28 protein-coding genes are annotated in these 23012 nt (G+C 50.7%); 26 read left to right on the forward strand and 2 right to left on the reverse strand.

All coding sequences use genetic code 11. The features are described 5' to 3' along the window. Window positions 1–86: 86 nt before the first annotated feature. From LUCIF_RS23255 to LUCIF_RS23270, 4 genes are all read left to right on the forward strand, one after another. Window positions 87–581 carry a hypothetical protein gene (locus LUCIF_RS23255; RefSeq protein WP_122630201.1) on the forward strand — a complete coding sequence of 165 codons (495 nt, stop codon included), beginning with the start codon at window positions 87–89 and terminating at the stop codon, window positions 579–581. After that, window positions 578–2041: a secretin GspD/PilQ domain-containing protein gene (locus LUCIF_RS23260; protein WP_122630202.1), complete on the forward strand. Its 1464-nt coding sequence runs from the start codon at window positions 578–580 to the stop codon at window positions 2039–2041. Before LUCIF_RS23255 ends, LUCIF_RS23260 begins: the two co-directional genes overlap by 4 nt. A gap of 20 nt (window positions 2042–2061) precedes the next feature. Then, window positions 2062–2736, forward strand: coding sequence for a response regulator (locus LUCIF_RS23265; protein ID WP_122630203.1), 675 nt, complete (start codon window positions 2062–2064; stop codon window positions 2734–2736). Between the two features lie 69 nt (window positions 2737–2805). Continuing rightward, a complete protein-coding gene (locus LUCIF_RS23270) occupies window positions 2806–3252 on the forward strand; it encodes a glycosyltransferase family 2 protein (RefSeq protein ID WP_122630204.1) in 447 nt (148 codons plus the stop codon). 7 nt (window positions 3253–3259) lie between these two features. Here LUCIF_RS23270 and LUCIF_RS23275 read toward each other — a convergent pair whose 3' ends face one another. Continuing rightward, window positions 3260–3820, reverse strand: coding sequence for a hypothetical protein (locus LUCIF_RS23275; RefSeq protein ID WP_122630205.1), 561 nt, complete (start codon window positions 3818–3820; stop codon window positions 3260–3262). A gap of 173 nt (window positions 3821–3993) precedes the next feature. Here LUCIF_RS23275 and LUCIF_RS26300 point away from each other — a divergent pair, with 173 nt between their 5' ends. The 9 genes from LUCIF_RS26300 (at window position 3994) to LUCIF_RS23320 (ending at window position 12196) form a co-directional block, all read left to right on the forward strand. Further along, complete coding sequence (locus LUCIF_RS26300; RefSeq protein ID WP_165866133.1) at window positions 3994–4149, forward strand: hypothetical protein; 156 nt, start codon at window positions 3994–3996, stop codon at window positions 4147–4149. A 90-nt stretch (window positions 4150–4239) separates the two neighbouring features. Continuing rightward, entirely contained in the window at window positions 4240–4581 is a 342-nt protein-coding gene (gene encB / locus LUCIF_RS23280; protein ID WP_122630206.1) for a ferritin-like domain-containing protein, read from the forward strand. 16 nt (window positions 4582–4597) lie between these two features. Further along, entirely contained in the window at window positions 4598–5434 is an 837-nt protein-coding gene (locus tag LUCIF_RS23285) for a family 1 encapsulin nanocompartment shell protein (protein WP_122630207.1), read from the forward strand. A 113-nt stretch (window positions 5435–5547) separates the two neighbouring features. After that, on the forward strand, window positions 5548–7431 hold the full coding sequence (locus tag LUCIF_RS23290) for an ABC-F family ATP-binding cassette domain-containing protein (RefSeq protein WP_122630208.1): 1884 nt from the start codon (window positions 5548–5550) through the stop codon (window positions 7429–7431). A gap of 441 nt (window positions 7432–7872) precedes the next feature. Then, a complete protein-coding gene (locus LUCIF_RS23300) occupies window positions 7873–8436 on the forward strand; it encodes an RNA polymerase sigma factor (RefSeq protein ID WP_165866134.1) in 564 nt (187 codons plus the stop codon). 23 nt (window positions 8437–8459) lie between these two features. Then, on the forward strand, window positions 8460–8684 hold the full coding sequence (locus LUCIF_RS23305) for a DUF1659 domain-containing protein (protein WP_122630211.1): 225 nt from the start codon (window positions 8460–8462) through the stop codon (window positions 8682–8684). A gap of 46 nt (window positions 8685–8730) precedes the next feature. Continuing rightward, window positions 8731–8943 (forward strand): DUF2922 domain-containing protein, encoded by a 213-nt coding sequence (locus LUCIF_RS23310; RefSeq protein ID WP_122630212.1) that lies wholly within the window; start codon window positions 8731–8733, stop codon window positions 8941–8943. A gap of 434 nt (window positions 8944–9377) precedes the next feature. Then, entirely contained in the window at window positions 9378–11537 is a 2160-nt protein-coding gene (recD2, locus tag LUCIF_RS23315; protein WP_122630213.1) for an SF1B family DNA helicase RecD2, read from the forward strand. Further along, entirely contained in the window at window positions 11531–12196 is a 666-nt protein-coding gene (locus LUCIF_RS23320) for a ComF family protein (protein ID WP_122630214.1), read from the forward strand. The genes recD2 and LUCIF_RS23320 overlap by 7 nt, the downstream gene beginning before the upstream one ends. Window positions 12197–12368: 172 nt before the next feature. Here LUCIF_RS23320 and LUCIF_RS23325 read toward each other — a convergent pair whose 3' ends face one another. Continuing rightward, window positions 12369–12971, reverse strand: coding sequence for an HD-GYP domain-containing protein (locus tag LUCIF_RS23325; protein WP_122630215.1), 603 nt, complete (start codon window positions 12969–12971; stop codon window positions 12369–12371). 171 nt (window positions 12972–13142) lie between these two features. Here LUCIF_RS23325 and LUCIF_RS23330 point away from each other — a divergent pair, with 171 nt between their 5' ends. From LUCIF_RS23330 to LUCIF_RS23390, 13 genes are all read left to right on the forward strand, one after another. Next, window positions 13143–13547: a flagellar protein gene (locus LUCIF_RS23330; protein WP_122630216.1), complete on the forward strand. Its 405-nt coding sequence runs from the start codon at window positions 13143–13145 to the stop codon at window positions 13545–13547. A gap of 185 nt (window positions 13548–13732) precedes the next feature. After that, complete coding sequence (gene flgM / locus LUCIF_RS23335; protein ID WP_207858369.1) at window positions 13733–13999, forward strand: flagellar biosynthesis anti-sigma factor FlgM; 267 nt, start codon at window positions 13733–13735, stop codon at window positions 13997–13999. Window positions 14000–14011: 12 nt separating this feature from the next. Next, window positions 14012–14536, forward strand: a complete 525-nt coding sequence (locus tag LUCIF_RS23340) for a flagellar protein FlgN (RefSeq protein WP_122630218.1) — start codon at window positions 14012–14014, stop codon at window positions 14534–14536. A gap of 25 nt (window positions 14537–14561) precedes the next feature. After that, window positions 14562–15062 carry a flagellar export chaperone FlgN gene (gene flgN, locus LUCIF_RS23345; RefSeq protein WP_122630219.1) on the forward strand — a complete coding sequence of 167 codons (501 nt, stop codon included), beginning with the start codon at window positions 14562–14564 and terminating at the stop codon, window positions 15060–15062. Between the two features lie 12 nt (window positions 15063–15074). Next, window positions 15075–16556: a flagellar hook-associated protein FlgK gene (gene flgK / locus LUCIF_RS23350; protein ID WP_122630220.1), complete on the forward strand. Its 1482-nt coding sequence runs from the start codon at window positions 15075–15077 to the stop codon at window positions 16554–16556. 23 nt (window positions 16557–16579) lie between these two features. After that, window positions 16580–17572, forward strand: coding sequence for a flagellar hook-associated protein FlgL (gene flgL, locus LUCIF_RS23355; RefSeq protein WP_279386987.1), 993 nt, complete (start codon window positions 16580–16582; stop codon window positions 17570–17572). Window positions 17573–17600: 28 nt separating this feature from the next. Continuing rightward, on the forward strand, window positions 17601–18158 hold the full coding sequence (locus tag LUCIF_RS23360; protein ID WP_165866136.1) for a DUF6470 family protein: 558 nt from the start codon (window positions 17601–17603) through the stop codon (window positions 18156–18158). A gap of 19 nt (window positions 18159–18177) precedes the next feature. Further along, entirely contained in the window at window positions 18178–18606 is a 429-nt protein-coding gene (fliW, locus tag LUCIF_RS23365) for a flagellar assembly protein FliW (protein WP_122630223.1), read from the forward strand. Window positions 18607–18610: 4 nt separating this feature from the next. Further along, window positions 18611–18874 (forward strand): carbon storage regulator CsrA, encoded by a 264-nt coding sequence (gene csrA, locus LUCIF_RS23370; protein ID WP_122630224.1) that lies wholly within the window; start codon window positions 18611–18613, stop codon window positions 18872–18874. 168 nt (window positions 18875–19042) lie between these two features. Then, complete coding sequence (locus tag LUCIF_RS23375; protein WP_122630225.1) at window positions 19043–19876, forward strand: flagellin N-terminal helical domain-containing protein; 834 nt, start codon at window positions 19043–19045, stop codon at window positions 19874–19876. 82 nt (window positions 19877–19958) lie between these two features. Then, entirely contained in the window at window positions 19959–20285 is a 327-nt protein-coding gene (locus tag LUCIF_RS23380; protein WP_122630226.1) for a flagellar protein FlaG, read from the forward strand. A 15-nt stretch (window positions 20286–20300) separates the two neighbouring features. Then, window positions 20301–22460 carry a flagellar filament capping protein FliD gene (fliD, locus tag LUCIF_RS23385; RefSeq protein WP_122630227.1) on the forward strand — a complete coding sequence of 720 codons (2160 nt, stop codon included), beginning with the start codon at window positions 20301–20303 and terminating at the stop codon, window positions 22458–22460. A 93-nt stretch (window positions 22461–22553) separates the two neighbouring features. Next, the coding region (locus tag LUCIF_RS23390) for a DUF8042 domain-containing protein (RefSeq protein ID WP_207858370.1) at window positions 22554–23012 on the forward strand (459 nt) is incomplete at its 3' end.

Below are 23012 nucleotides of genomic sequence, written 5' to 3' on the forward strand. Positions count from 1 at the left end.
ATAATAATCCTGTCAAGTATTGACAGGATTATTTTTTGTTTTGTAGAAGAATGTAGTAATTTATGTTTCTATAGGTGGATGAGAAAATGAATCGACGCTTGGGTTGGATGATTGCCGGCGGACTGCTCTTAATTGGTGCAGTTTACTTCTACCCCGCCAGTGAGGCGCCGCCGGCAGGACCGGCTGGATCTGTGCCGTCACCGGTCGCCAAAGCAGGGCAGCCTCTTTCCGGCCGGCCCGTGATGCCCCAGGGGTATCAGGCGGCAGCGGAGCCATTGCGGGACCCGTTTGCCGTGCCGCCGGAATATGCTGTGAAAGAAGAACCGCCGGCTGTGGCCGCACCGGCGGGAACGATGCCGGACCTTCCGGAAAAGCCGGGCAATGAAAAACTGCCTGTCTTGAAATTAACCGGTATTGCCGCAGCGGGAGAGAACCGGGCAGCCATCATCGAGGCCGGCAAAGTAACCCGGTCTTACATGCCGGGAGATTCGGTGGGAGCTTACCAAGTGACGGCGATTGGTCAGGATTCGGTGACCCTGCAGGGACCACAGGGCGAGATGGTCCTGGAGATAGGAAGGTGAATTGGTTGCGTTTCGTTAGCCGGTATATTTTATTGATTTGTTTGGCCTTATTTTTATTATCCTCTTTCGCCTGGGCGGGAACGCCGGCAGTCAGTCTGAACGTAGTGAATGAGGAAGTCGGACCGGTGCTGCATACTTTGGCAAGAATTGCCGGTGTTAATATCGTGACCGATGATTCGGTGACCGGCCGGGTTACGATTGAATTACGGGATGTTCCTTTTGACACGGCTCTTGACATTATTACGAAAGCCAAGAACTTAAGTTATCAGAGGATCGGTGACGTAATCGTGGTTGGAAAGCAGGACGACATAGGACGGAGCTTCGGAACAGTCCATATTTTCAAACTGCAGTACGCCAATGCCGAAGATGTGGCCGGCATGCTAAATATTCTTTTTAATGATGATAAACAAGGAACAAACAGCCAAGGGGCTCAAATGGGTACAGCTCAGGCAACAACAGTATCGGCAAGTACCCAGAACAGTTCTTCGACGTCTACTTCCAGCGCCACCGCCATCTCCGGTTCTTCTTTGGGGGCCGAACTGGGGGCCATGGCTGCCAATAAGGCACACCAGCAGAATCAGGTATCCGGGCGTTTCCGGATTGACGAAGCGACCAATTCGCTTATTTTTTACGGCACGCCGTCCGAAGCGCAACAAATCAGGCAGGCTTTAGCGAAACTTGACGTCCCCTATCAGCAAGTTTCCCTGGAAGCGCAGGTCGTATCCATCGATAAAACCGATACCAAGGATCTGGGAGTTGCCTGGGAATGGTCCAATGCGCCGGTATATCCTTATAGCAGTAATACCTCCAGTTCGAGTTCGAGCTCAAGCTCAAGCAGCAGTTCCAGCAGTAATTTGCAAATTAACCGTCCGACCTTCAGTGACAGCGGCACAACGGGCGGGATTATTAAGTTCGGCGGTACAGACGGGCATCCCTATGAGTTTTATTACCAGGCGAAAGTAAGCGCTCTCGTCACCCAGGGAAAGGCTGAGATACTGGCCCGCCCGAAAGTAACAACAATCAATGGCAAAGAAGCTTACATATTGATTGGCGACAGCATTCCGGTGCCCACAACGACCACATCCAACAATGAAACGCAAACTTCTTATCAGTATATGGATGCCGGCATTATTCTTCATTTTACGCCACATATCAATGCCGCTGGAGAAATTACCGCTGATGTGCATACGGAGGTTAGCACCCCCGTTCAACTTAGTATTTCCGGGTCAACCGTACCGGTTTATCAGATTACCAAGCGGGAAGCGGAAACCGAAGTGCGGATGAAGGATGGGCAAACACTGGTGATCGGCGGCTTGATTGATTCCGAGACAAGTAAAAACTTTAGTAAGGTACCTTTTCTGGGCGATTTGCCAATCCTGGGAAAACTGTTTCAGAGCGTATCTAACAGTAAAGAAGACAAGGAAGTTGTTATCTTTTTAACAGCTCATATCGTAAAATAGGACTAAAGGGGGAAGAGCTGGTGCCAATTTCCATTTTAATTGCTGATGATCATGCCATATTGCGACAAGGAATAAAAAACGTACTTGGATTGGAACCAGATTTGTCGGTGGTCGGCGAAGCCGGAGACGGGGACGAGGCGGTGCAAAAAACGTTTGAACTCAAGCCTGATGTTGTGCTTCTGGATATCAACATGCCGCGCAAGAACGGCCTTGCCGTGATCAAAGAGGTCAACCGGGCCGGCAGTTATAGCAAGATTATTGCGCTGACCATCCATGATGACGAAAATTATGTGCTGGAGGTGGTCAAGGCCGGTGCGGCCGGCTACTTACTGAAAGACATCGAGCCGGGCATGCTGGTCAAGGCCATTCGCACGGTTTCAGCAGGAGAATCCTTCATTTATCCTACGTTAGCGAAAAAGCTGTTTGGCGTCTTAAGCCGCCGGGAAGGGGAATCAAGACAGGAAACGGCGGAACCGTTATCGCGGCGCAAAGAGGAACAACTGACACACCGGGAAATTGAAGTATTGAAGTTGACCGGGCAGGGATTGAGTAACCTGGAGATTGCCCAGCTGCTTTTCCTGAGCGAAAAAACGGTTAAGAATCATCTGACGAATATATTCCGTAAGATTAACGTTAGTGACCGTACGCAGGCGGTGCTGTATGCGATTAAACATAAAATTGTAATGCTGGAATAGGGCGCGATTCACCCTTCCTCATTCCGGTGCATATACTATCCTATCCCATTTTGAAGGGGGTAGGATAGTTTGTTTTTTTCGTATGCAGTCAGTATTGTTCTTTTGTCTTTGGCTATGTATGGCCTGTGGTGTTTAGGCCGCGAGTTTTGGCAATGGTCTGTTTCCCCCCGTTCATCATCCGGATGGAGTATTAGTTTCCTGCTGGTCATCCATAATCTGGAGAATCATATTGAATCGATTTTGCGCACGTTAATGGCGGATATCGAGTATCGTGATATTACCGCCGATATTGTTATTGTTGACCGGGGGTCAACCGATTTGACGCCGCTGCTTTTGGACCGGCTGGCCGGGGAGTTTCCCCAGATTACGGTGTATTATTTGCCTGAGGCAGCCAAACCGGTCGCCGACGCGCTGCCGTTGTGCCGCGGTTCGGTGGTGCATGTTTTTGATTTGGTGAACCGTTTAAAAAGTGAAGAGTTTACGGCGGCGGCCAATTCCTTGCTGCGTCAATATTGACGCAGCATTATTCGTGTTGATTTTGTTTCCAGGCCAGGATCTCATAGATGACTTCCGTCAGCTTATTCAAAGTGACGCCGAGTTCACCCCGGCTGCCGGCGGGGCGGGGTGGTCCGGCCACCGCCAGACGGGCACATAAGAGATGCCTGTTTACGGTGGCGGGGGACCATAGGGTCGGTATCTCCATACCGCTGGACAGCGTGATCACGGTATGGCAGACAGATCCGGTGTGTTTGTGCAGACCCGCAACGGCATATAAATTAATATAGCCGGTAGTTGGATCGCCTGGCACGCGGGGCCGGCGAGTTTTGACCGGAAACAGGACCAGGCCGGCCGACAAGGGAAGGGGCTGGAGGATGTTCTGGCGGGTATTGCAGGCAACCTGGCGTTTCAGGGCCGTTAAGTCCTTGGCCTGCGAGCGGGCCAGACGGAGCAGCAGGCTGCGAATCCGGCAGGAAACCAGTGCCGTAGCGCCTTCGGTGGTTATAAGAGAGGTGGAGTCGCCGCCGGCTGTATAAGTCGGCAACAAAGCGGCGATTTTTTCCGGCAGGGGAAGTCTTTCAGACATAATCACAACTCCTTTCAAGATGTGAGAACGTACGTTCTTTCCGTGTCTATCGTAGCAGAAATACCATATTATGGCAAGCCGCGATGCTAGACATATCTCGACAACCGGGGCAATTGCATAATTTTGTGCCATCTGTCATATACTGCATAACGGATGACAGGAGGCGAATCAATATGTTGGAAGACGGCCTGACAACTCCCGAGTATCAATGCAGCCGCTGCGGCGGTATTTTTAATGGCCAGGGAAGCCCCAGTGTCTGCTGCCCCTATTGTGCCATGATTTGTGATGAAATTTCTTGTCGGTTGGAAAAAAATGAGCAGGAAAAATAAACCTCACGGCGAATGATTATGATATAATAAATATGATTCGACGATTGGATTTAGCGATAAAGAAGATTGTCGAAAGAAGGAGGAACTGCCATGACTTATGGTAAATCACAGGCAGGAAGTATACAAGCTACCCCTATGGAGCAATTAATCATTTGGCTGCGGGAAGACTTAATCGGAGAATTTGAAGCAATTAATCAATATCAACTGCATATTGACAATATTGATAACGAAGAAATTAAAACCCTGCTGTCGCACATCCGGGATGAGGAAAAAGAGCACGTAGCTGAAATTACGCATGCTCTGGCCCGGATCGACGCCATTCAGAGAGAAAAATTTATGGAAGACCATACCGTAGCACCCGAGGAACGGGTTGTTCAGCCAGTGGATGATTCCACGGCCACAACGGTGGGGAACTTGTTTGGCAAAAAATAATGGGGAGGGATTTTTTATGGATTATTTAGACCGGAATGCGGCGCCGTTAACTGCGGAAGAGTGGAGCCGGGTTGATGGCGCAATTGTAGATACCGCCCGTCAGATCCTGGTCGGGCGACGGATTGTGGAAGTGTTGGGACCGCTTGGTTCCGGTGTGTACAGCATGCCGTATTCGGTTTTCAGCGCCAAGAACGCCACCGGCATTGATATGCTGGGCGAAACGGATGAATACGTTGTGGAAGCCTCTTCCCGGGCTACCATTAATTTACCGATGCTGTATAAAGATTTTAAAATTATGTGGCGGGATGTGGAAGCAGACCGTCATCTGGGTCTGCCGCTGGATGTGAGTACGGCGGCAGTAGCCGCCAACTTTGTGGCGGTGCAGGAGGACAATCTGATTTTTAACGGCAATGCCGATTTAGGGCACCAGGGTTTATTTACTGCACAAGGCCGTTTAACCTTAAAAATCAGCGACTGGTCGGAACCCGGCACTGCATTGAATGACGTGGTAAAGGCCGTCGGCGCTTTAAGCGAGGCCGGACATTACGGACCCTATGCCATGGTGGTCAGCCCCGTGCTGTTCGGCCGTATGGTGCGCGTGTTTGGCAACACGGGTATGCTGGAACTGGATCAGGTAAAGGCATTAATAACGGGCGGCGTTTTTTATTCCAACGTGATTCGCGGCGAAAAAGCCGTCGTTCTGGCGACGGGTTCACAAAATATCAATCTGGCGGTCGGTCAGGACCTGACCACGGCTTATATGGGACCGGTCAACATGAATCACCTGTTCCGGGTGCTGGAGACAGCCGCCTTGCTAATCCGCCGTCCCAATGCCATCTGCACCGTCGAGTAGCGCTCAGCTGTAGAGAAAATAGGAACTGCCGGCCAGGACCAATGGCGCGATTTGTGCTATAATCTTGGTAGACAGTTTCTTTTTTTTTAGAGCATATATTTTTGAGGTGAAGCATGGGCGTTTTTAAAGTGATGGGCTTGTCCAAGAGTTTTGGTGTGGACGAGTTGTTTAGCCATATCGGTTTCGAAATCCGGCGGGGCGATAAGATCGGTCTGATTGGGGCCAACGGTACGGGAAAAACTACGTTGCTTCGCTGTTTGCTGGGATTGGAGCGGTACGATTCCGGTCAGATTGGTTTGGCGCCGGGCGACCGGATCGGGTATGTAGAACAGGACGCAGGGCTCGATAAAGCGACGCTGTATGACGAATTGTGTGAAGCCTATCAGGATGTGCTGGCCTGGCAGAAGGATATGCGGCGATTGGAGCAGGCTATCGCCGGCGAAAAGGAGGAGAGCCGGCTTGCGCTGCTGATGAAAGAGTATGCCAGGATTGTGGAACTCTTCGAGCAGGCCGGCGGTTATGAGGTGGAAAATACGATCCGCCGCGTGGCCTATGGTCTGGGTTTTACTACGGAAGATTTCGGCCGCAGTCCGGCTGCATTTTCGGGCGGGCAGAAAACCCGTATCGGCCTGGCCAAGGCACTGCTTAGGCAGCCGGATTTTTTATTTCTGGATGAGCCGACCAATCATTTGGACATCCAGATGGTGGAATGGCTGGAGGAGTTTTTGGCGTCCTATCCGGGGGGGGTGCTGATTGTATCCCATGACCGCTATTTCCTGGACCGGGTGGTAGGACATATTCTGGAATTGGAAAATAAGAGACTCAGCGTCTATGATACGGATTATACCGGCTACCTCAGACAGAAGGCGGAGCGGATGGCGGCATTGGAAAATGCCTATGAAAAGCAGCAGGCTTTCATCGCCAAGACCGAGGCTTATATTGACCGCTACCGGGCCGGCATAAAGTCGAAACAGGCCCGGGGCCGGGAGAAACAGTTGAGCCGCATGGAACGGATTGTGATTCCGGGCGAGCAGGCCCGGTTTAATTATTTTGCATTTAATCCCCTGGGGGACTGTGCCGAAAGGGTTGCCGAACTGCAGGAAGTGACGGCGGCTTATGGTGAGCGGGTGGTACTGAATCAAGTTTCGCTGCTCATCCGCCGGGGTGACGGCGTGGCTTTAGTTGGGCCCAACGGGGCCGGCAAAACCACTTTGCTGAAAACCCTGACGGGTGAGCTGGCGCCGGCAGGGGGCGGCGTTAAACTGGGCAGCCGGGTACGGGTCGGCTATTTTGCCCAGGAACATGAAACTCTTTCTGCCGCCAGCCGGGTGCTGGATGAAATTATGCAGGATTTCGGGCTGAGCGAGGAACGCAGCCGGCATTACCTGGGAGCCTTTTTATTCCGAGGCGACGACGTGTTTAAACTTGTCGGCGATTTAAGCGGCGGTGAGAAGGCCCGTCTGGCTATGCTGAAGCTGATGCTGAGCGGCGCCAATTTTCTGGTGCTGGACGAGCCGACGAATCACCTGGACATTCCGGCCAAGGAAGCCGTGGAAGAAGCGTTAATGAGTTTTCCCGGTACGTTTCTGACGGTATCTCATGACCGTTATTTTTTGGACAGGGTAGCCAACCAGGTCGTCGAACTGGCCCAGGGTTCTTTGCAGGAATACAGTGGTAACTACAGCTATTACCGGGAGAAAAAGGCCGCAGAGGAAAAGGAGACGGCCGCGGCCGCAGCGGCTAAGCAAGAGGCCGATGTCCGGACAACGGCCAAAACTTACCGGCCGCGTCAGCGCCAGCAGGACGAAAGCCGGCAGTTAAAAAAGCTGGAAGAGGAAATTGCGGCGTTAGAAACATCCATTGCCGGCCTGGAGGCCCTTTTAAACGAGCCGGCCACTCATGCCGATCCGGAGACCAGCCGGGAACTGGCGGCGGAATATGCCCGCCAGCAGGCTGATTTGGAGGAAAAATATAACGAGTGGCTGGAACGGCAGTAAAGAGAAAATCGCTGCTGCGATTTTCGGCTCAAAGCGCGGGGCGCAGGGCTCAGGGAGGGAGAACGAGAAAAATCGCTGCTGCGATTTTTGTTGCGAGGCTCAAGAGTGCGAAACCCCGAAATGAATTGAAAAAAGCCGGTATTGATTTGGCGCTAAGGCGTAATCAATACCGGCTTTTTTCATGGGTTCAGTAAAGTTAACTTCCGCTTATGAGAAGACGATCCTGTCACTAGTGCGGTCGCCCAAAATAATTTTTAAGCGGGTTTTCCCGCGCCCTGCGCTCTGCGCCATGAGCCGAATAACCGCATTGGCGGTTATTCTTTTCAGTTAGCATACGTTTGGCTGCCGGTCCGCTTTTGCGGCCTGAAAGCGGCCGTGTTACGGTAAAAGCGGCGCTAAATCGGAGGAACCGGTTCCTCACTGCAGGTGAGGAGTATGCAATTGGAAGAATTGGTAATCCGGGCCGGACAGGGAGACCGGGAAGCTTTGGACTCTGTCTGCGCCCGCTTTGAAAGGCTGGTGCGAAAATATGCCCGGCAGGCTCATTTATGGCCGGTCGCCGAGGATGCCCTGGCAGAAGGGAGGCTGGCCGTGGTGTTGGCGGTCCGGGAGTATGATGACGCCGCCGGTGTGCCGTTCGCCGGTTTCGCAGCAAGCCGGGTGCGCTATGCGCTTTGGAATTTGTTTAAGAGAGAGCGGCGCCGCTGGAAAGTGGAATCCCCTTTGCCGGCGGATGGCGACGCGGACGGGGAAGGCGGTGTATTCGCCATTTTGGCGGCGCCGGGAGATCTTGCCATGGAGGTGGAAATACGGCTGCGGGGCGCCGCCGTCAGGGAGATCCTGCTGCAGTTGCCGGAGCGGCAGCGTGAAGTGATTGAAAAGACGGTTCTCGGGGAGGCGAAACTCTCCGAGGCGGCAGCAGGAATGGGAATGAGTGTTCAAGCCGCCCATAATTTAAAAAAACGGGGGTTGGCGCGTTTAAAAGTTCTTTGCGCCGGAATGTAAGAGGGTGAAAGGGGGTGAGACCTATGGCAGTAGCCAATATGCCGCAAAGCACCAAACTGGTGGTCAAGGTTCAGACCGGAACCAACAGCGCCGGCAAGCCGGCGTATAAGACCCGCTCCTATCAGGGAGTCAAGACAACGGCGGCGGACAGTGATGTATATGCTGTCGGCCAGGGGCTGGGAAATCTTCAAAGCTATCCGGTGGCAGCCATCACCAGGCTGGACGAGGACAATCTCGTAAATCAGTAACCGGAGGTAAGCGGTAAACAAATTCAATTAGAAAGGAGGGGGCTACATGACGAAAACACTGGAAATGGTTTTTCGCAACAGTGAGGGCAAACAAGTGACCCTAAGTGTGGCTGAGCCCAGGGAAAACCTAACGCTGGCCGAAGTGCAGGCGGTCATGAATGACATAGTGGGTAAAAATATTTTTCTTACTACCGGCGGTGACTTAAAAGAAGCCGTAGATGCCCGGATACGCACCCGCGATGTCATTGCCCTGGTCTAAGGGACGGAAGGAACGGTAAGGACAAAGCCCGTTGACGCCAAGCGTCAACGGGCTTTGTTCAATTGCCACCAGGCTGTAGGCATTAAAAAGCGGCACTGAACTTATCTTTCAGTGCCGCTCTAATATGTAGCTAGGTCTGTTAAGAGTTTAAGGTATACATTACTGTCAAGGCAAGATAAAGAAAACCGCAGACGATTACGGTGTTGAAAATATAATTGGACGTTTTTTCCGGCCGCATTATAGTCCGATTCCGGAAATAATGATACGTGTACATGTATTCTTTCACTTTCAACCCCCCGTGTATATATTTGTAAATTATTGTAACTTATACTACGCTCGATTCCGGATTCCTGCCTGATAGAAAAAAATAATAAAGGATTTCCCAATTTTTTTTCGAATTGAAACAAAATATAAATTTACTGGGAGTTATGCAGGTGGAGCAGTTAGAAGGCGTTGTGGAGAATATTACATATCAGAGTGCGGACGGCGGGTTCGTTGTATTTAAACTGCAGCCCGCCGGTGGCAGGGGAACGGTGGCCGTTGTTGGCCATACCGGCGCTCCGCTGGTGGGAGAACAGTTGGAACTGGCCGGCGAATGGGTGGAACATGCCCGGTTTGGCCGCCAGTTCAAGATGGTATCCTGCAAACGGGTCGCGCCGTCCACCTTGAAAGGCATTGAACGGTTTTTGGCTTCCGGTGTGATCCGGGGAATCGGGCCTTCCACGGCGGCCCGCCTAGTCAAGCATTTCGGCTTGCAAGCGCTGGAAGTACTGGAGCAGGCACCTCATCGTCTGGTCGAAGTGGAGGGAATCGGGACTAAAAAAGCGGCTATGATCCGCGAATCTTATGCGGCCCAGGCGGAAATGCGGGAAGTTATGCTGTTCTTAGAACTGCATGGCGTGACCGGCGCTTATGCGGCCAAGATTTATGCTAATTATGGTTCCTTTGCGATTGATGTGCTGCAGGAGAATCCGTACCGGCTGGCGGAAGAGGTTGCCGGCATCGGGTTCCGGACGGCCGACCAGATTGCCACTTCCCTGGGGTTGGACCGGAATCATCCGGGACGGCTGGCCGCGGGAATTCAGTATGCCTTGCTGCAGACGGCGCAAGCCGGCCATTCTTGTGTTCCGGAAGACATGCTGGTGGCAGAGACGGCCAAACTTTTGTCCGTGGACCGGGCGGAAGTGGCCGAACAGCTTACGCTGATGCTGAAACAGGGCCAGTTATTTGTAGAAGACCTGCATGGCATGACATTAATCTATCCCCGTTATTTGTACTACGCGGAAAAACGGGTGGCGGAGAGGCTGATTGCGTTACGCGACCATGCCAGGCAGGTTGGCGGCGGTGATTTTGACGGAATTGTGGCTCGTTGGGAAGAGCAGTCCGGCGTCCGGCTGGCCGAGGCCCAGCGTCAGGCCGTGGAATGGTCGCTGGCGCACGGGGTATTGGTTTTGACCGGCGGTCCCGGCACGGGAAAAACGGTGACAGTGAAGGGGATTTTAGAGGTACTGGAAGGGCAGGGATTTAAAATTCTGCTGGGGGCGCCTACAGGCAGGGCGGCCAAACGGCTGAGCGAAGCTACAGGCCGGGAAGCCGTAACGGTTCACCGGCTGCTGGAATCGACCGGCGGCGTGGAGGGAGTCCCGGTCTTTCTGCGGGATGAAGAGAATCCCCTGGATGCGGATGTGGTCATTGTGGACGAGGTGTCCATGATGGATGTTTCACTCATGGCTTATTTTTTGCAGGCCGTGCTCGACGGCTGCCGGGTAGTGCTGGTGGGTGACGTGGATCAACTGCCGGCGGTCGGTCCGGGTTCGGTCCTGAAGGATATTATCCGGTCGGAGACGGTGCCCGTGGTGCGTCTGACTGAAGTGTTCCGGCAGGCCGGGGAAAGTATGATCGTTTTAAATGCCCACCGGATTAACCGGGGCGCAGCGCCGGATTGTCAGTCCAGCCCGGATTTTCAGTTCCGGGAGATTGCCGGCAGTGAACAGGCGTCGCAGGCGATTGTTGCGTTATGCCGGGACGAACTTACCAGGCAAGGGTTTGACTGTTTCCGGGATATACAGGTACTTTCTCCCATGCACCGTCTGGAATGCGGGGTGGAGAATCTGAATAAATTGCTGCAGGCGGCGCTAAACCCGGCGGAAGAAGAAAAACCGGCGATTTTAGGCGTGAATCAGGTCCTCAGGGAAGGGGACAAGGTGATGCAGGTCCGTAACAATTATAATAAGGGTGTTTTCAACGGTGATATCGGTTTTATCGCCGGTGTGGATGACGGCCAGGTAACGGTCCGGTTTCCGGATAATGAAGTGAGTTACGAGCGGAAGGAACTGGATGAACTGCATTTGGCCTATGCCATGAGTGTCCATAAAAGCCAGGGCAGCGAATATCCCGTGGTGGTAATGCCGCTGGTGCCGGGGCATCACATTATGCTGCAGCGCAATTTGTTATATACGGCGGTGACCCGGGCCAAGGTCATGGTTGTTCTTTTGGGAACCAGGGCTGCTTTAAATACGGCCCTGTCCAATGACCGGACCCGGCGCCGTTATTCACTGCTTGCCGAGCGGCTGCGGGGCGAAGGGCTATGCTGAGAGACTGGCGGCAGGCCCTGCTGGATTTGCTGTTTCCTCCCAAATGTCCCGTTTGTAAGAAAAGGGTAGCCACACATGGAACCTGGTGCCCGGTGTGCAAAAGGCAGGTGCTCGTACCGCGGGAAGTGAGCGTCGCCGGCCACCATATGGCTTTTCTGGAGCGCTGCATGGCTGTGTGCGAATACACCGGTGGATTAAAGCGGCTGATTCATGATTTGAAATTCCGGCGCAAGGCGGCGGCAGCGGCTTACCTGGTTGCGCTGCTGGAAGAAGGGTTCCGTCAGGAATGGCTGGTTGGCGTTGATGCCGTTGTGCCGGTGCCGCTTCATAGCGCCCGGCTGGCGGAACGGGGTTATAACCAGACGGAGTTGATTTTCCGGCCGTGGGCCAAGCGGCATAACCTGGTCTGGCTGGGAGATGCCCTGGTCCGTAGTCGGGAGACCGTTCCTCAGTGGGAGTTGCCGCTCAAAGAGCGTAAAAAGAATTTGCAGGGCGCTTTTGCGGTAATCCGGCCCGGGTTAGTCGCCGGACGGCATATTTTGCTGGTTGACGATATTATTACCGGCGGCGTTACGATGAACGAATGCGCCCGGGTGCTTAAAAAAGCGGGTGCCGCCCGGGTGAGCGGCCTTGCTCTGGCCAGCGGCGCACGGCAGTAAAGAGGGCGCGGGGCTTCCGAATAACGGGGAATGAAAGTAGAATAATAAAAAACGCGCCTTTTGGCGCGGTAAGATTAGCGTAAGAGTTTATAATTTTATGAGTCAGTAGGCGGATTTCCCCTCGCGCCCTGAGCCTGGAGCCCTGCGCCGAAAAACCGCATTAGCGGTTTTTCTAACCCAGTGATTCAATAAACGCCCGGACTACTTCCGGATCGAAGGCGGTGCCGGAGTGGTTAAGCAGTTCGCGGACCGTTTCTTCTTTGGTTTTGACCCAATGTTGCGTGCAGGGATTGATAAACCGGTCATAATAATTGGCAACGGCGATAATTCGAGCGCCCAGAGGGATGTTCACACCTTTTAAGCGTTTCGGGTAGCCCTTGCCGTCAAACCGTTCATGATGATAACGGATATATGGAATCAGTTCCTGGCAGGAAGGAATGTTTTCCAGCATGGCACTGCCTGCGTTGCAATGGTTTTTGAACACGCTCATTTCGCGCGTGGACAAATAAGGCATCTTAGCCAGGACGGCATTGGGGACGGTCAGATGGCCAATGTCGTGAAGCATGGACGCAGCCCGGATGCGCTCAATTTCATCGCGTGGCAGACGCATTTTTGCGGCTGTGCTGACGGCATAATTTGCCACCTGATGGCTGTGAAGATAGATTTTTTCATTCTTTAACTCCAAGAGCTGCATCAGACTGCCGATGATGTGAGTCAGGCTGTCCGCATCACTTGTGTAAAGGTCAGGAGCTTGCATTAGTGTCAGCATATACACAATTAACTGCCTTTCCTAAAAAATCAAGTATATTCTACTTTTAGCCATAAATCGTTATAATCCTGCCGGATAAAGAGAAAAAAATACATATTTCCGGGAAATGAGACGAAAGACCTAGGATTTTTTGTCGATTTTAATATAAAATAGAAGTAGTAAAGGAGGCAGTTTAGTATGGGATTAAAAAATTGTCCGCAGTGCGGCAAACTATTCCTTGATAACCCGGTTGGTCTTTGTCCGGAGTGTGTCGCCCAGGAAGAGCGCGATGAGGCCAGGGTAGGGGAGTATTTGCGGGAGGTAAAAACCAAGGCATCCATTGATGAAATTCACGAAGCCACGGGGGTCAAGCATAAGGTCATATTGCGCATGATCCGGAGCGGCCGGGTAGTAAGCGATTTTGCGATAGAATATCCTTGCGAAAGCTGCGGCGCTCCGATTTCCGAGGGACGGGTATGCCAAAACTGCAGTAAGAATATTTTAGATCAGTTAAAAACGGAAGATTGGAAAAAAACAGATAATGAGCCGGTGAAAAAATATACCGGTAGCGTTTATACCAAGAACTTGTTCCGGAAGAATTAACTTATTCGTTCTAGGTGTAGGAAGCGAAAATCTAAGGATAAACAGCGATAACGGACGATAATCGACTTTAGTTGTCTCAGACGGGGATTAATGTCCCCGTCTTTTTTGGCGATAATAATGATAAGAATTTGTAAGTATGCGAGGTGCGGGATATGATTATCTCGGGTAGCCAGATCCAAAACATTATGAAAATATATAATGAGCAGAATAAGGTGGCAAAAAGTGCTTCCGGGAAATCCGTTGCGGCGACCCCGAAAGATGAAGTGATTTTATCGAGTAAGGCCCAGGAATTCGGTCCTATGCTGGAAAAGCTGAAGAATATGCCGGAAGTACGGCAGGATAAAGTGCAGGAAATTTCGCAGAGTTTGCAAAGCGGGAGTTATCAAGTGGATTCCGGAGCCGTTGCCAATAAAATGATTGGGCGGCTCATGGCCGACCAGTTGCCTGATTAGGAGGTAGCCTTTTTGCAAAATCAAGCGAAGGATGTCTTGTGGGAGAATCTGCTAGCGGCCTTAACCGCTATGCTGGACATATGCCGAACCCTATTAACGGTTAGCGAGGACAAGCAAAAAACATTAGTTGACGGAAATGTTGACGAGCTTCTAACCATAACCAGGCAAGAGGAACATTTGTTATGGGAGTTTGAGCAGGCCGGACAAAAACGGCGGGCGGCAACCAAAGAACTTGACGCCGCTTTTGGTTCGCCAGAACAGAGCTTTTCGCCGGAAAAATTGGCATCCATGGCGGAAACAGAGGAAGCCGGGCGCTTTTTGGCTATCAATAAAGAGATTGCGGGCATTACGTTAAAGCTGGATAAAATAAATAAGCTGAATCATGAATTGGTTAAGCAGGGGCTTACGTTTGCCAACTTTACGGTTGGGGTTTTAACCGGCAGCAAAGCGGATTCCACCTATGGACCGCAAAGACAGCAAGCGCCGCCGGCGCAGCCAATCCAGGCCGGACAGCGTTTATTTGATTGCAAAGTATAAAATTTGGCGAGGTTAAACGAGTAATATGGAACAAGAACAAATTTATGAGCAAGGTCCGGCGGAGGAAATGCTGACTGTTTTAGAAAGCATGCTGGGTATTTATCAGCGGATTGCAGCCCTGGAAGAGGAGAAACAGTCGGTTCTGGCGGCGGGAAAGCCAGATTTATTGGCGGCTGCCGTCCGGGAAGAAGGGCAGCTAAGCGCTCAAATTAAAGAACTGGAGCAAAAACGGCTGTCCATTCAGGACAAACTGGCGGATTACGGCCAAACTCTGGCGGAACTGACGCGGGATTTGCCTGCGCCAATGAAACAACGGGCGGCAGCGGTCGGCGGCGGCTTGAAAAAAATGCTGGCCCGGATTAGGCTGCTCAGTCGGATAAACAGCGAAGTAATTAGCCACGTACAGAATTTTTTTAATTACGAATTGAACGTGGCCATGCAAGTCAAAGCATCGCCCGGTTACCGGCGGGACTGCGCTTTGAATCACCCTGTTACGGGCCAGGTACTGGTGGATAAAAGAATTTAGGAGGATTGCGCGATGAGTTCAACCTTTCGGGGAATTAATACGGCCTATACGGGCCTAATCACCCAGCAGCTTTCGCTGGATACGGTGGGCAACAATATATCCAATGCGAGCACGACCGGTTATTCGCGGCAAGTCGTGAATCTGGTTTCGACGAGTCCGGATACGATTTATGCCAATGGAACACAGCAGTACGTTGGGACAGGCGTCACGTCGGCGTCTATTAAGCGCGTGACGGATATGTTGATTAATAAACAGTATTGGCAGCAAAACAGCGATTTAAATTATTGGGAAAATGGCTCCAATACATTAAGCAGCATCGAAAATGTATTTACCGATACCAGTTCAGTGGGGCTGAACGATGCGATAAACAATTTTGCTACGGCCCTGACCTCGCTGGCGTCGAATTCCAGCGACTCGTCGACCCGCACCAACGTGCTGGAAACGGCGGCGGCGCTGGTGACGTATATGAAGTCCGACGCCCAGTCCCTTGTCACCACGGCCAATGACCTAAGCAGCAAAATCAGCACCGAGGTCAACAGCATCAATAGTATCGCTACGCAGATCGCCGATCTCAATCAGCAGATTCTGGTGCAGGAAACGCAGGGACAAACGGCCAATTCCCTGCGTGACCAGCGGGACAATCTGGTTGACCAGCTTTCGGCGCTGGCGAATACCCAGGTGACGGAACAGGACGACGGGACCTATACGGTTACCATGTCCGGCGTGACTTTAGTTCAGGGCAATCACGCCGATCAATTGCAGACAGTGGATGACGGCGAGAATTCTCTGTACGGTTATGACACCAATCATGTGACAGTAGCCAGCACCGGCGCGACAGTCACGTTTTCCGGCGGGACGATGCAGAGCCTTTTTGATTCCCGCGATACCACGGTAACAAGCTATCTTAAAAATATTGACAATATGGCTCAGTTTTTAATGCAGAATTTTAATACGCAGCAAAAGGCGGGCTATGATAATAATGGTACGGCGGGGGAAAACTTTTTCGGCACAACCGGTGTTGATTATACAAATTCAGCGAATGACCCAACCGCCCAAACCCCGCCTAAAAGCTGGCTGAGTGTACTGGCAGTCAATTCGGATTTCTATGCGACGAATGGTTATAATCTGATTGCGGCGCGCGGCACCAGCACAGGCGGCACTGCCGACGGCACCAATGCTACAAAGCTGGGCAATCTTCTGACCGACAGCACCACTTCCTCGACGGCGTTGGGTACGAACAGTCTGAGCAGTTATTATAATACCGTGGTGAATGCCCTGGGCGTGCAGTCCCAGGATGCGCAGGCTATGAACAGCAGCAAACAGACGCTGTTTAATGCCATTTCCAATCAGCGGCAGTCGGTTTCCGGCGTGAGCATAGACGAAGAAATGACGAATATGATCAAGTTTCAGCAGGCTTATGCGGCAAGCGCCAAAGTGATGTCCACGCTGGACAGTATGCTGAGCACTTTGATCAATGGCACTAAGGCATCATAAAAGGAGTGTGAGCGGCTATGACAATGCGGATAACAAACGGTATGATCTCTTCCAATTTTATGAATAATTATACTAACGCCTTAAATAAGGTTACTACGCTGCAGAACCAATTGTCGAGCGGCATTGCAGTCAGCAAGCCGTCCGACGATCCGGTCAAGATGACCCGGACCCTGGAGTGTTTCAGCAGTATCAGTCAAAATGACGAGTATCAGCAAAATGCCAACGACGCCGTTTCCTGGATGACAACGAGCACCCAGGCGGCGCAAAATATCGCTACCGCCCTGACGACAATCAAGGGCTTGGTGAGCAAGGCCACCAGTGTGGCGACGGACAGTACCTCGTTAAATTCGATTGCGGATCAGATTAATAGTGCTATTGATGAAATTGTGCAGCTGGGCAATACCCAAACGGGGGGACGTTATGTATTCAGCGGACAGAACGATCAGACGCAGCCGCTTACGCGGAATTCAACCACGGGGGTTGTAACCTATAGCGGTACTTACGACGGGGAAAGCGGCAATGCAACCGCCGGAACGATTACTATGCAGATCAGTCCGGGAACTGTGGACCCGGTGCGGGATAAGATCAATATTGACGGCCAGGAGTTATTCGGCAAATTGGGCGCGATGGATTCCAATATTACCACGTTTACGGGGACGCTGACATCGAGCCAACCCCAATTATTTGCCGATTTAAATCAGATTGTAGCGGATGTTAAAAGCGGTAATACAACGGCCATGTCTAATGATATCGGCGCCCTCAGCAATGATTCTGATACGGTTAATCAGGCGCAAACATCGCAAGGCGCCAAACAAACTACTTATCAAACCATGCTTACGCTGCTGACAAGCCAAAATACAACACTCCAGTCTAATCTGAAGGATAACCGGGATTTGGATGTAGCCCAGGCCAGCATATCCTTTGCTGAAGCGACCAGTGTCTACAATGCCGCTTTGTCCGTCGGCGCCCAGGTTTTGCCCAAGACTTTGGTTGATTATATATCAACCACCGGTTGATGACTTGACAAAGTAATTTCACTGAGATATGACAATGAAAATTAATTCGATACAACTGACGATTGACCAAAAGCCTGGACAAATCGGCATTCACACAACGCCGGGAAATCTAAATTTGCATACGGCGCAGCCGGATCTGAGACTGCATACACAGGCAGCAGAGCTCCAGTTGCATACGGTGCCGGCGGAAGTGATGATTGACATGCAGCCGTCTTTTAATTCCATGGGACTGCAGGATCTGACTTCTTTCGGACAATCGAATGCGCAGGACGCCCAGCAGGCGATTTCCCGGGCGGTTTCCGTCGCCGTCGAACAGGGAAAAAAATATGCTGTGCCCCATGGAGAGCGGGTTGGCAAAATTGTTGCCGATGCCGTGCAGGAACGCAGGCCGGACAAACAACTGGTGATCAGCAACGTGCCGTCGGTGCCGCCGGCTATTTCAGTGCAGCTTGGCAGGGTGGAAGGACGGTATATTGACGGCCGGGTAGCAACGAATTTTAAGCAGGGGGAAGTACGGGGGAATTTTACTTGGGGGAAAGTCGATGTCTATATGGAACAGGAGCCTTATGTCGATATAAAAGCATGATGCGGGGGGCATATTATTTATGAAAGAAACGGTTATAGCCGGGGAAAATACGGGTAGGCAATCGGAAATTATCACATTTCCTTACGGACTGATCGGACTGGAAGCGTACCGCCAATTCATTATCCGGGCCGCCAGTGAGGAAAGCGCTTTTTGGCGGCTGCAGAGCGTAGAAGATGAAAACTTTGGATTGGTGATTACCAATCCATTTTGGTTTATGCCTGACTATGAATTTGAGCTGCCTGATCAGTACGCAGCACAAATGACTGATACCGAGAATATGCATGTGTATGTTACCGTGGCGGTGGCTTCCGATTTAAAAGACTGTACGGTAAATTTATTGGGGCCGATCGTCATTAGCGCCGACTTGCGTACTGGTTTTCAAGTGATTGCAGCCGACCGGGGCTATAAGGCGAAGCATAAACTAACGGAATTACTGGCGGGAGGCTAAGACTATGCTGATTTTGGCCAGAAAAAGAAATCAATCCCTGCGCATCGGTGACAATATTAAAATTACCGTGATCGGCATTCAGGGCGATCAGGTCCGGCTGGGTATTACGGCACCGCAGGATGTGCAGGTGCTGCGGCAGGAACTGTACGAAGAAATCAGCGAGGCCAATGCCCAGGCTTCGCGGGCGGCTCAGGATGTAAATTTAACGGTTGTTTTAGATAAAATACAAAAATTAGGCGCAGAGACGAGCAAAGACGAAAAAAAATGACAAAATGACGAAAAAAATGATATTTTTCGTCTAAAACGGTATTAAGCTAATTTCATTACATTACGATAAATAGAATGACAGTATAAACATACTGAATGACAAGCTGGCCAGCGGTCATGAATTTATGGCAAGGATGCCAATTTTAAAAATTCAAGGAGGAAAAGAACAATGATTGTCAATACCAATATTTCGGCTTTAAATGCCTGGAGAAACCTGGAATCCCAAAACAGTACCCTGAGTGACGCCACGGCAAAATTATCTTCCGGTAAACGCATCAATAAAGCTGCGGACGATGCAGCCGGTCTGGCGATTTCGAACAAAATGACCGCTCAGATTGAAGGCTTGGATCAAGCTACCAGCAATGCCCAGGACGGCATCTCGATGGTACAGACGGCAGAAGGTGCTTTGAACGAGACAACTGCTATGATTCAGCGGATGCGTCAGTTGGCTGTTCAATCGAAAAATGATACGAATACGGGCAGTGACCGTAATCAGATTCAACAGGAAGTCAACCAATTGAATGCAGAAATCCAACGGATTGCAACGCAAACACAGTTCAATACGAAAAACCTGCTGACTGGTTCCGCCAGTAACCTGACTTTCCAGATTGGTGCTAATAAAGGACAGGTAACTACTTTAGCAATTGGCACTATGACGGTTAGCGCTTTGTTTGGTGGTTCTGCGAATGTTTCCCTTGGTGCTGGCGCTGCTTCTGTAGCTGGCGGCATTTCTAAGGCGATCAGTACTCTTGACGGTGCGCTCAGCAAAGTTTCCACGCTGCGTGCTAAGCTTGGGGCCGTACAAAACCGGTTGGAACACACCATCAATAACCTGGAAGTTTCTTCACAGAATTTGCAATCCGCCAATTCTAATATTGAAGACGTGGATATGGCAAAGGAAATGGCTACTTACAGCAAAACCCAGGTTTTGGTACAATCCGGTGTTGCGATGCTGGCACAGGCTAACCAACAGCCGCAGCAGGTTCTTAAACTGTTACAATAAGATTAAGAATTGCAGTAATACAGGTTATACTCATGACCGGCCGGCGAATGCCGGCCGGTCTTTAACATAAGGAGGGTATCCCGTGAAGATTGATGCGGTTAACTCTCAAATTACGATGCCAAATTCAGGGGGGCAAACAGCTCCGGTAGATAAATCAACGGTCCAAACAGCGCCTGCGGGCAGTCTTGACCATAAACAAGTGGCAAAATTAGCAGAAAAACTCAACAAGGATGCCGAGACAACAAATCAGCAAATCCGGTTTGCCGTTTACAAAGATACGCACCGTGTAATCCTTGAAGTAGTAGATAAAAACACGAATAACGTTGTCAGCACGATCCCGCCTGAACAGATTTTAAAGATGATGGCATCGGTAGATGAAGAGTTAAAGGTTATAGACCACAAAATCTAGAAAGGAGGAATAACAATGGCCTCGAGTACAAGTTCGATCAGTCTGTCGACAACGTCTTCCTCGGCTCTGGGCACTACCCATCTCAGCAACTTAGTGAGCGGACTGGATGTCGATGCTCTGGTTAGTGCACAGATCCTCGCCGACAGCATACCCCTTACGCTGCTGCAAAACACAGTGGCTAAACTGACAGCCCAAAAAAGTGATTATCAAACATTGGAAACAGACCTGCAAACTTTGCAGTATGCGCTCCAAGACTTAACATATTCCACCGCCTTTTCCACCCGAACAGCGACTTCTTCCGATGAAAAGGTAGTTACCGCCTCGACGAAAACGGGTGCATCCGCCGGCAGTTACAGCATTAATGTCAGCCAGTTAGCGACAACCAGCAGTGTTACCGGTACAGCACTGAGCAGTTTTAATGACGGCACGAAAGCGACTTTGACCGGCAATGTGAGCTTGTCCGGTTATAACGGCAATGACAGCACAGCATTAACTTCGCTGGGAATCACGCCGGGAACTGTGACGATTAACGGCGCATCCATCGTCATAACCAGTGGCGACACCATCAATACTGTTTTAAACAAGATCAGCGCTTCCAGTGCCGGCGTAACGGCTACTTTAAATAGCAGCACCGGCGATGTCGTATTGACGCAGAAAACGGCCGGCAGTAGTGATACCATTACGTTGGGCAGCGATGGCGGGACCAACCTTTTCAATGCTTTCGGCTTATCATCCGGTAACGGTACTTTAGTTGCCGGGCAAGACGCTACAGATGCCCAGACATTGACCCAGGTTTTTGGCAGCAGCCTGCAAGCCGGCTATTTCTCCATCAACGGCACTGTATTCCAGGTAAATCCGACAACGGACACGCTGGACTCGATTTTGTCGGAAATCAACAGTTCCACTACGGCCGGAGTGCAGGCTTTTTACAATTCTACGTCAAAGACAGTATCCATCGTTTCAACCACTGCCGGTTCACAGGGGAGCGTTACTTTGGGCACCTATGGCTCCGGGGGTACGGACAGCTCCAACTTATTGGATTTGTTAAAAGTGACGACGGCGGGCGGCAATACGCCCGCAGTGACCACCGGGACGGATGCCTCGGTTACGGTAAACGGGGTAGCTGTGGCGGCAAACGGCAATTCCATTACGATGAACGGTAATACGTTTGCGCTGCAAGGGGCTGGGACGGCTACGGTTACGGTGTCGACAAATTATGATGCTATTATTACGAAAGTGCAGAATGTTGTTACTCAGTATAATTCTGTCGTCGACGCTATTAATGCAAAAATACAGGAAGCCCCCAGCTCTTCAAGCGATAGCAGCAGCAGTGCCAGCACCGGCGATTTGCACTTGGATCCCTTTCTGGAAGGGATTATCCAGGATTTAGGAAGCTTTAGTTCTACCGTTCTTAACTCGCCCAATTCGGTTTATCAGACCCTTTCGCAAGTCGGCATAACAACCGGAGATGTCGGTCAGTCTGTTACCGATTCGGAATTAGGGCATTTAAGTTTAAATACCGATACTTTAAAGACCGCGCTGGAAACCAATATGGCTGGGGTCGAGTCGTTATTTGGTAATACGACAGTGTATGTAGACAGTGAAAAGGTTGGCACGAGCAGTAGCAGTCAATTGACTTATTCACTGGCTCATGGGGACATTACCGGAACTCCTACCGTCATGGTCGGCAGCAAACAATATACGGTGGTTACGGCAGCTCAACTTAGCACGGATGATACAAACGCGAAAAACTCATCAACTACTATTTATGAATGTTCCGTCGATGCTACCACCGGAAAGATTACCTTTGCTACGGGAGCGGGAACTTTTCCCAATGGCAGCCAAATCACGGTTAGTTATAATTATACGAATACAACCGGCGGCAGCGGCACCGGTATCTTTTCGCAAATGCAGGCTTTTATCAATACGTATACTACGGTAGGCGGTCAGTTTGATACCATGATCGGTTCCAATGGCTCGTTAACGGATACGATTAGCTACGATAATGACCGAGTTAGCGAAATGCAGGACCGGATTAACAATGAACAATCCAGCTTGTATACTTACTACAACAATATGTTGTCGCAATTGCAAACGTTATCCAGTGAAAATACAATGGTATCGGCTTTGCTATCCGGGTTAAGTTCCAGTTCCAGTTCCAGTTCGAAAGGATAAAGTAATGAATGGTCAACAATTTCTGTTGACCATTCTAAATAGGGTTTATTGTTTACTATTGTTTAGTTGTGTTCACTTGGAGGTATTGTATACGTGAACAATTTACACCATGAAATTGTAATGCTGTTGGTCCAGCGAAAAACCTCATACGCCAATCCGATGAATTCTCAACAAATTGGCGCGGCATTAAAGGTAACGCCATCTTACGTCCGCGGTCAGTTAGCAATTCTGGTGAGGAAAAAATTAGTCGAGGTGCGGCGGGGAAATGGCGGCGGCTATTATGCAGGTAAGGGATGTGGGCAAAAAATGATGATGAACAACATGGAGCAGCCTTTGGACAAATTGGGATGCACTATGGAGGAAATGCTAGAGTATTTGCAGTTGCTGGAAGACGGCTGTAAAAAGATACCGGCCGAATTTTATACAGGCAAGGAAATTCAAGCAATTGAATCGTTATTGCAAATCATGGAGGGCTTACATGGCTACCAAAAGCTGATCAAATCAGCGGCGGTTCTATTGAATATTGATGCGTCGGCGGCATTGGGTGAGGGT

This window comes from Allolucifera butyrica (assembly GCF_900476375.1).
Taxonomy (GTDB): domain Bacteria; phylum Bacillota; class Negativicutes; order Sporomusales; family UPPP01; genus Lucifera; species Lucifera butyrica.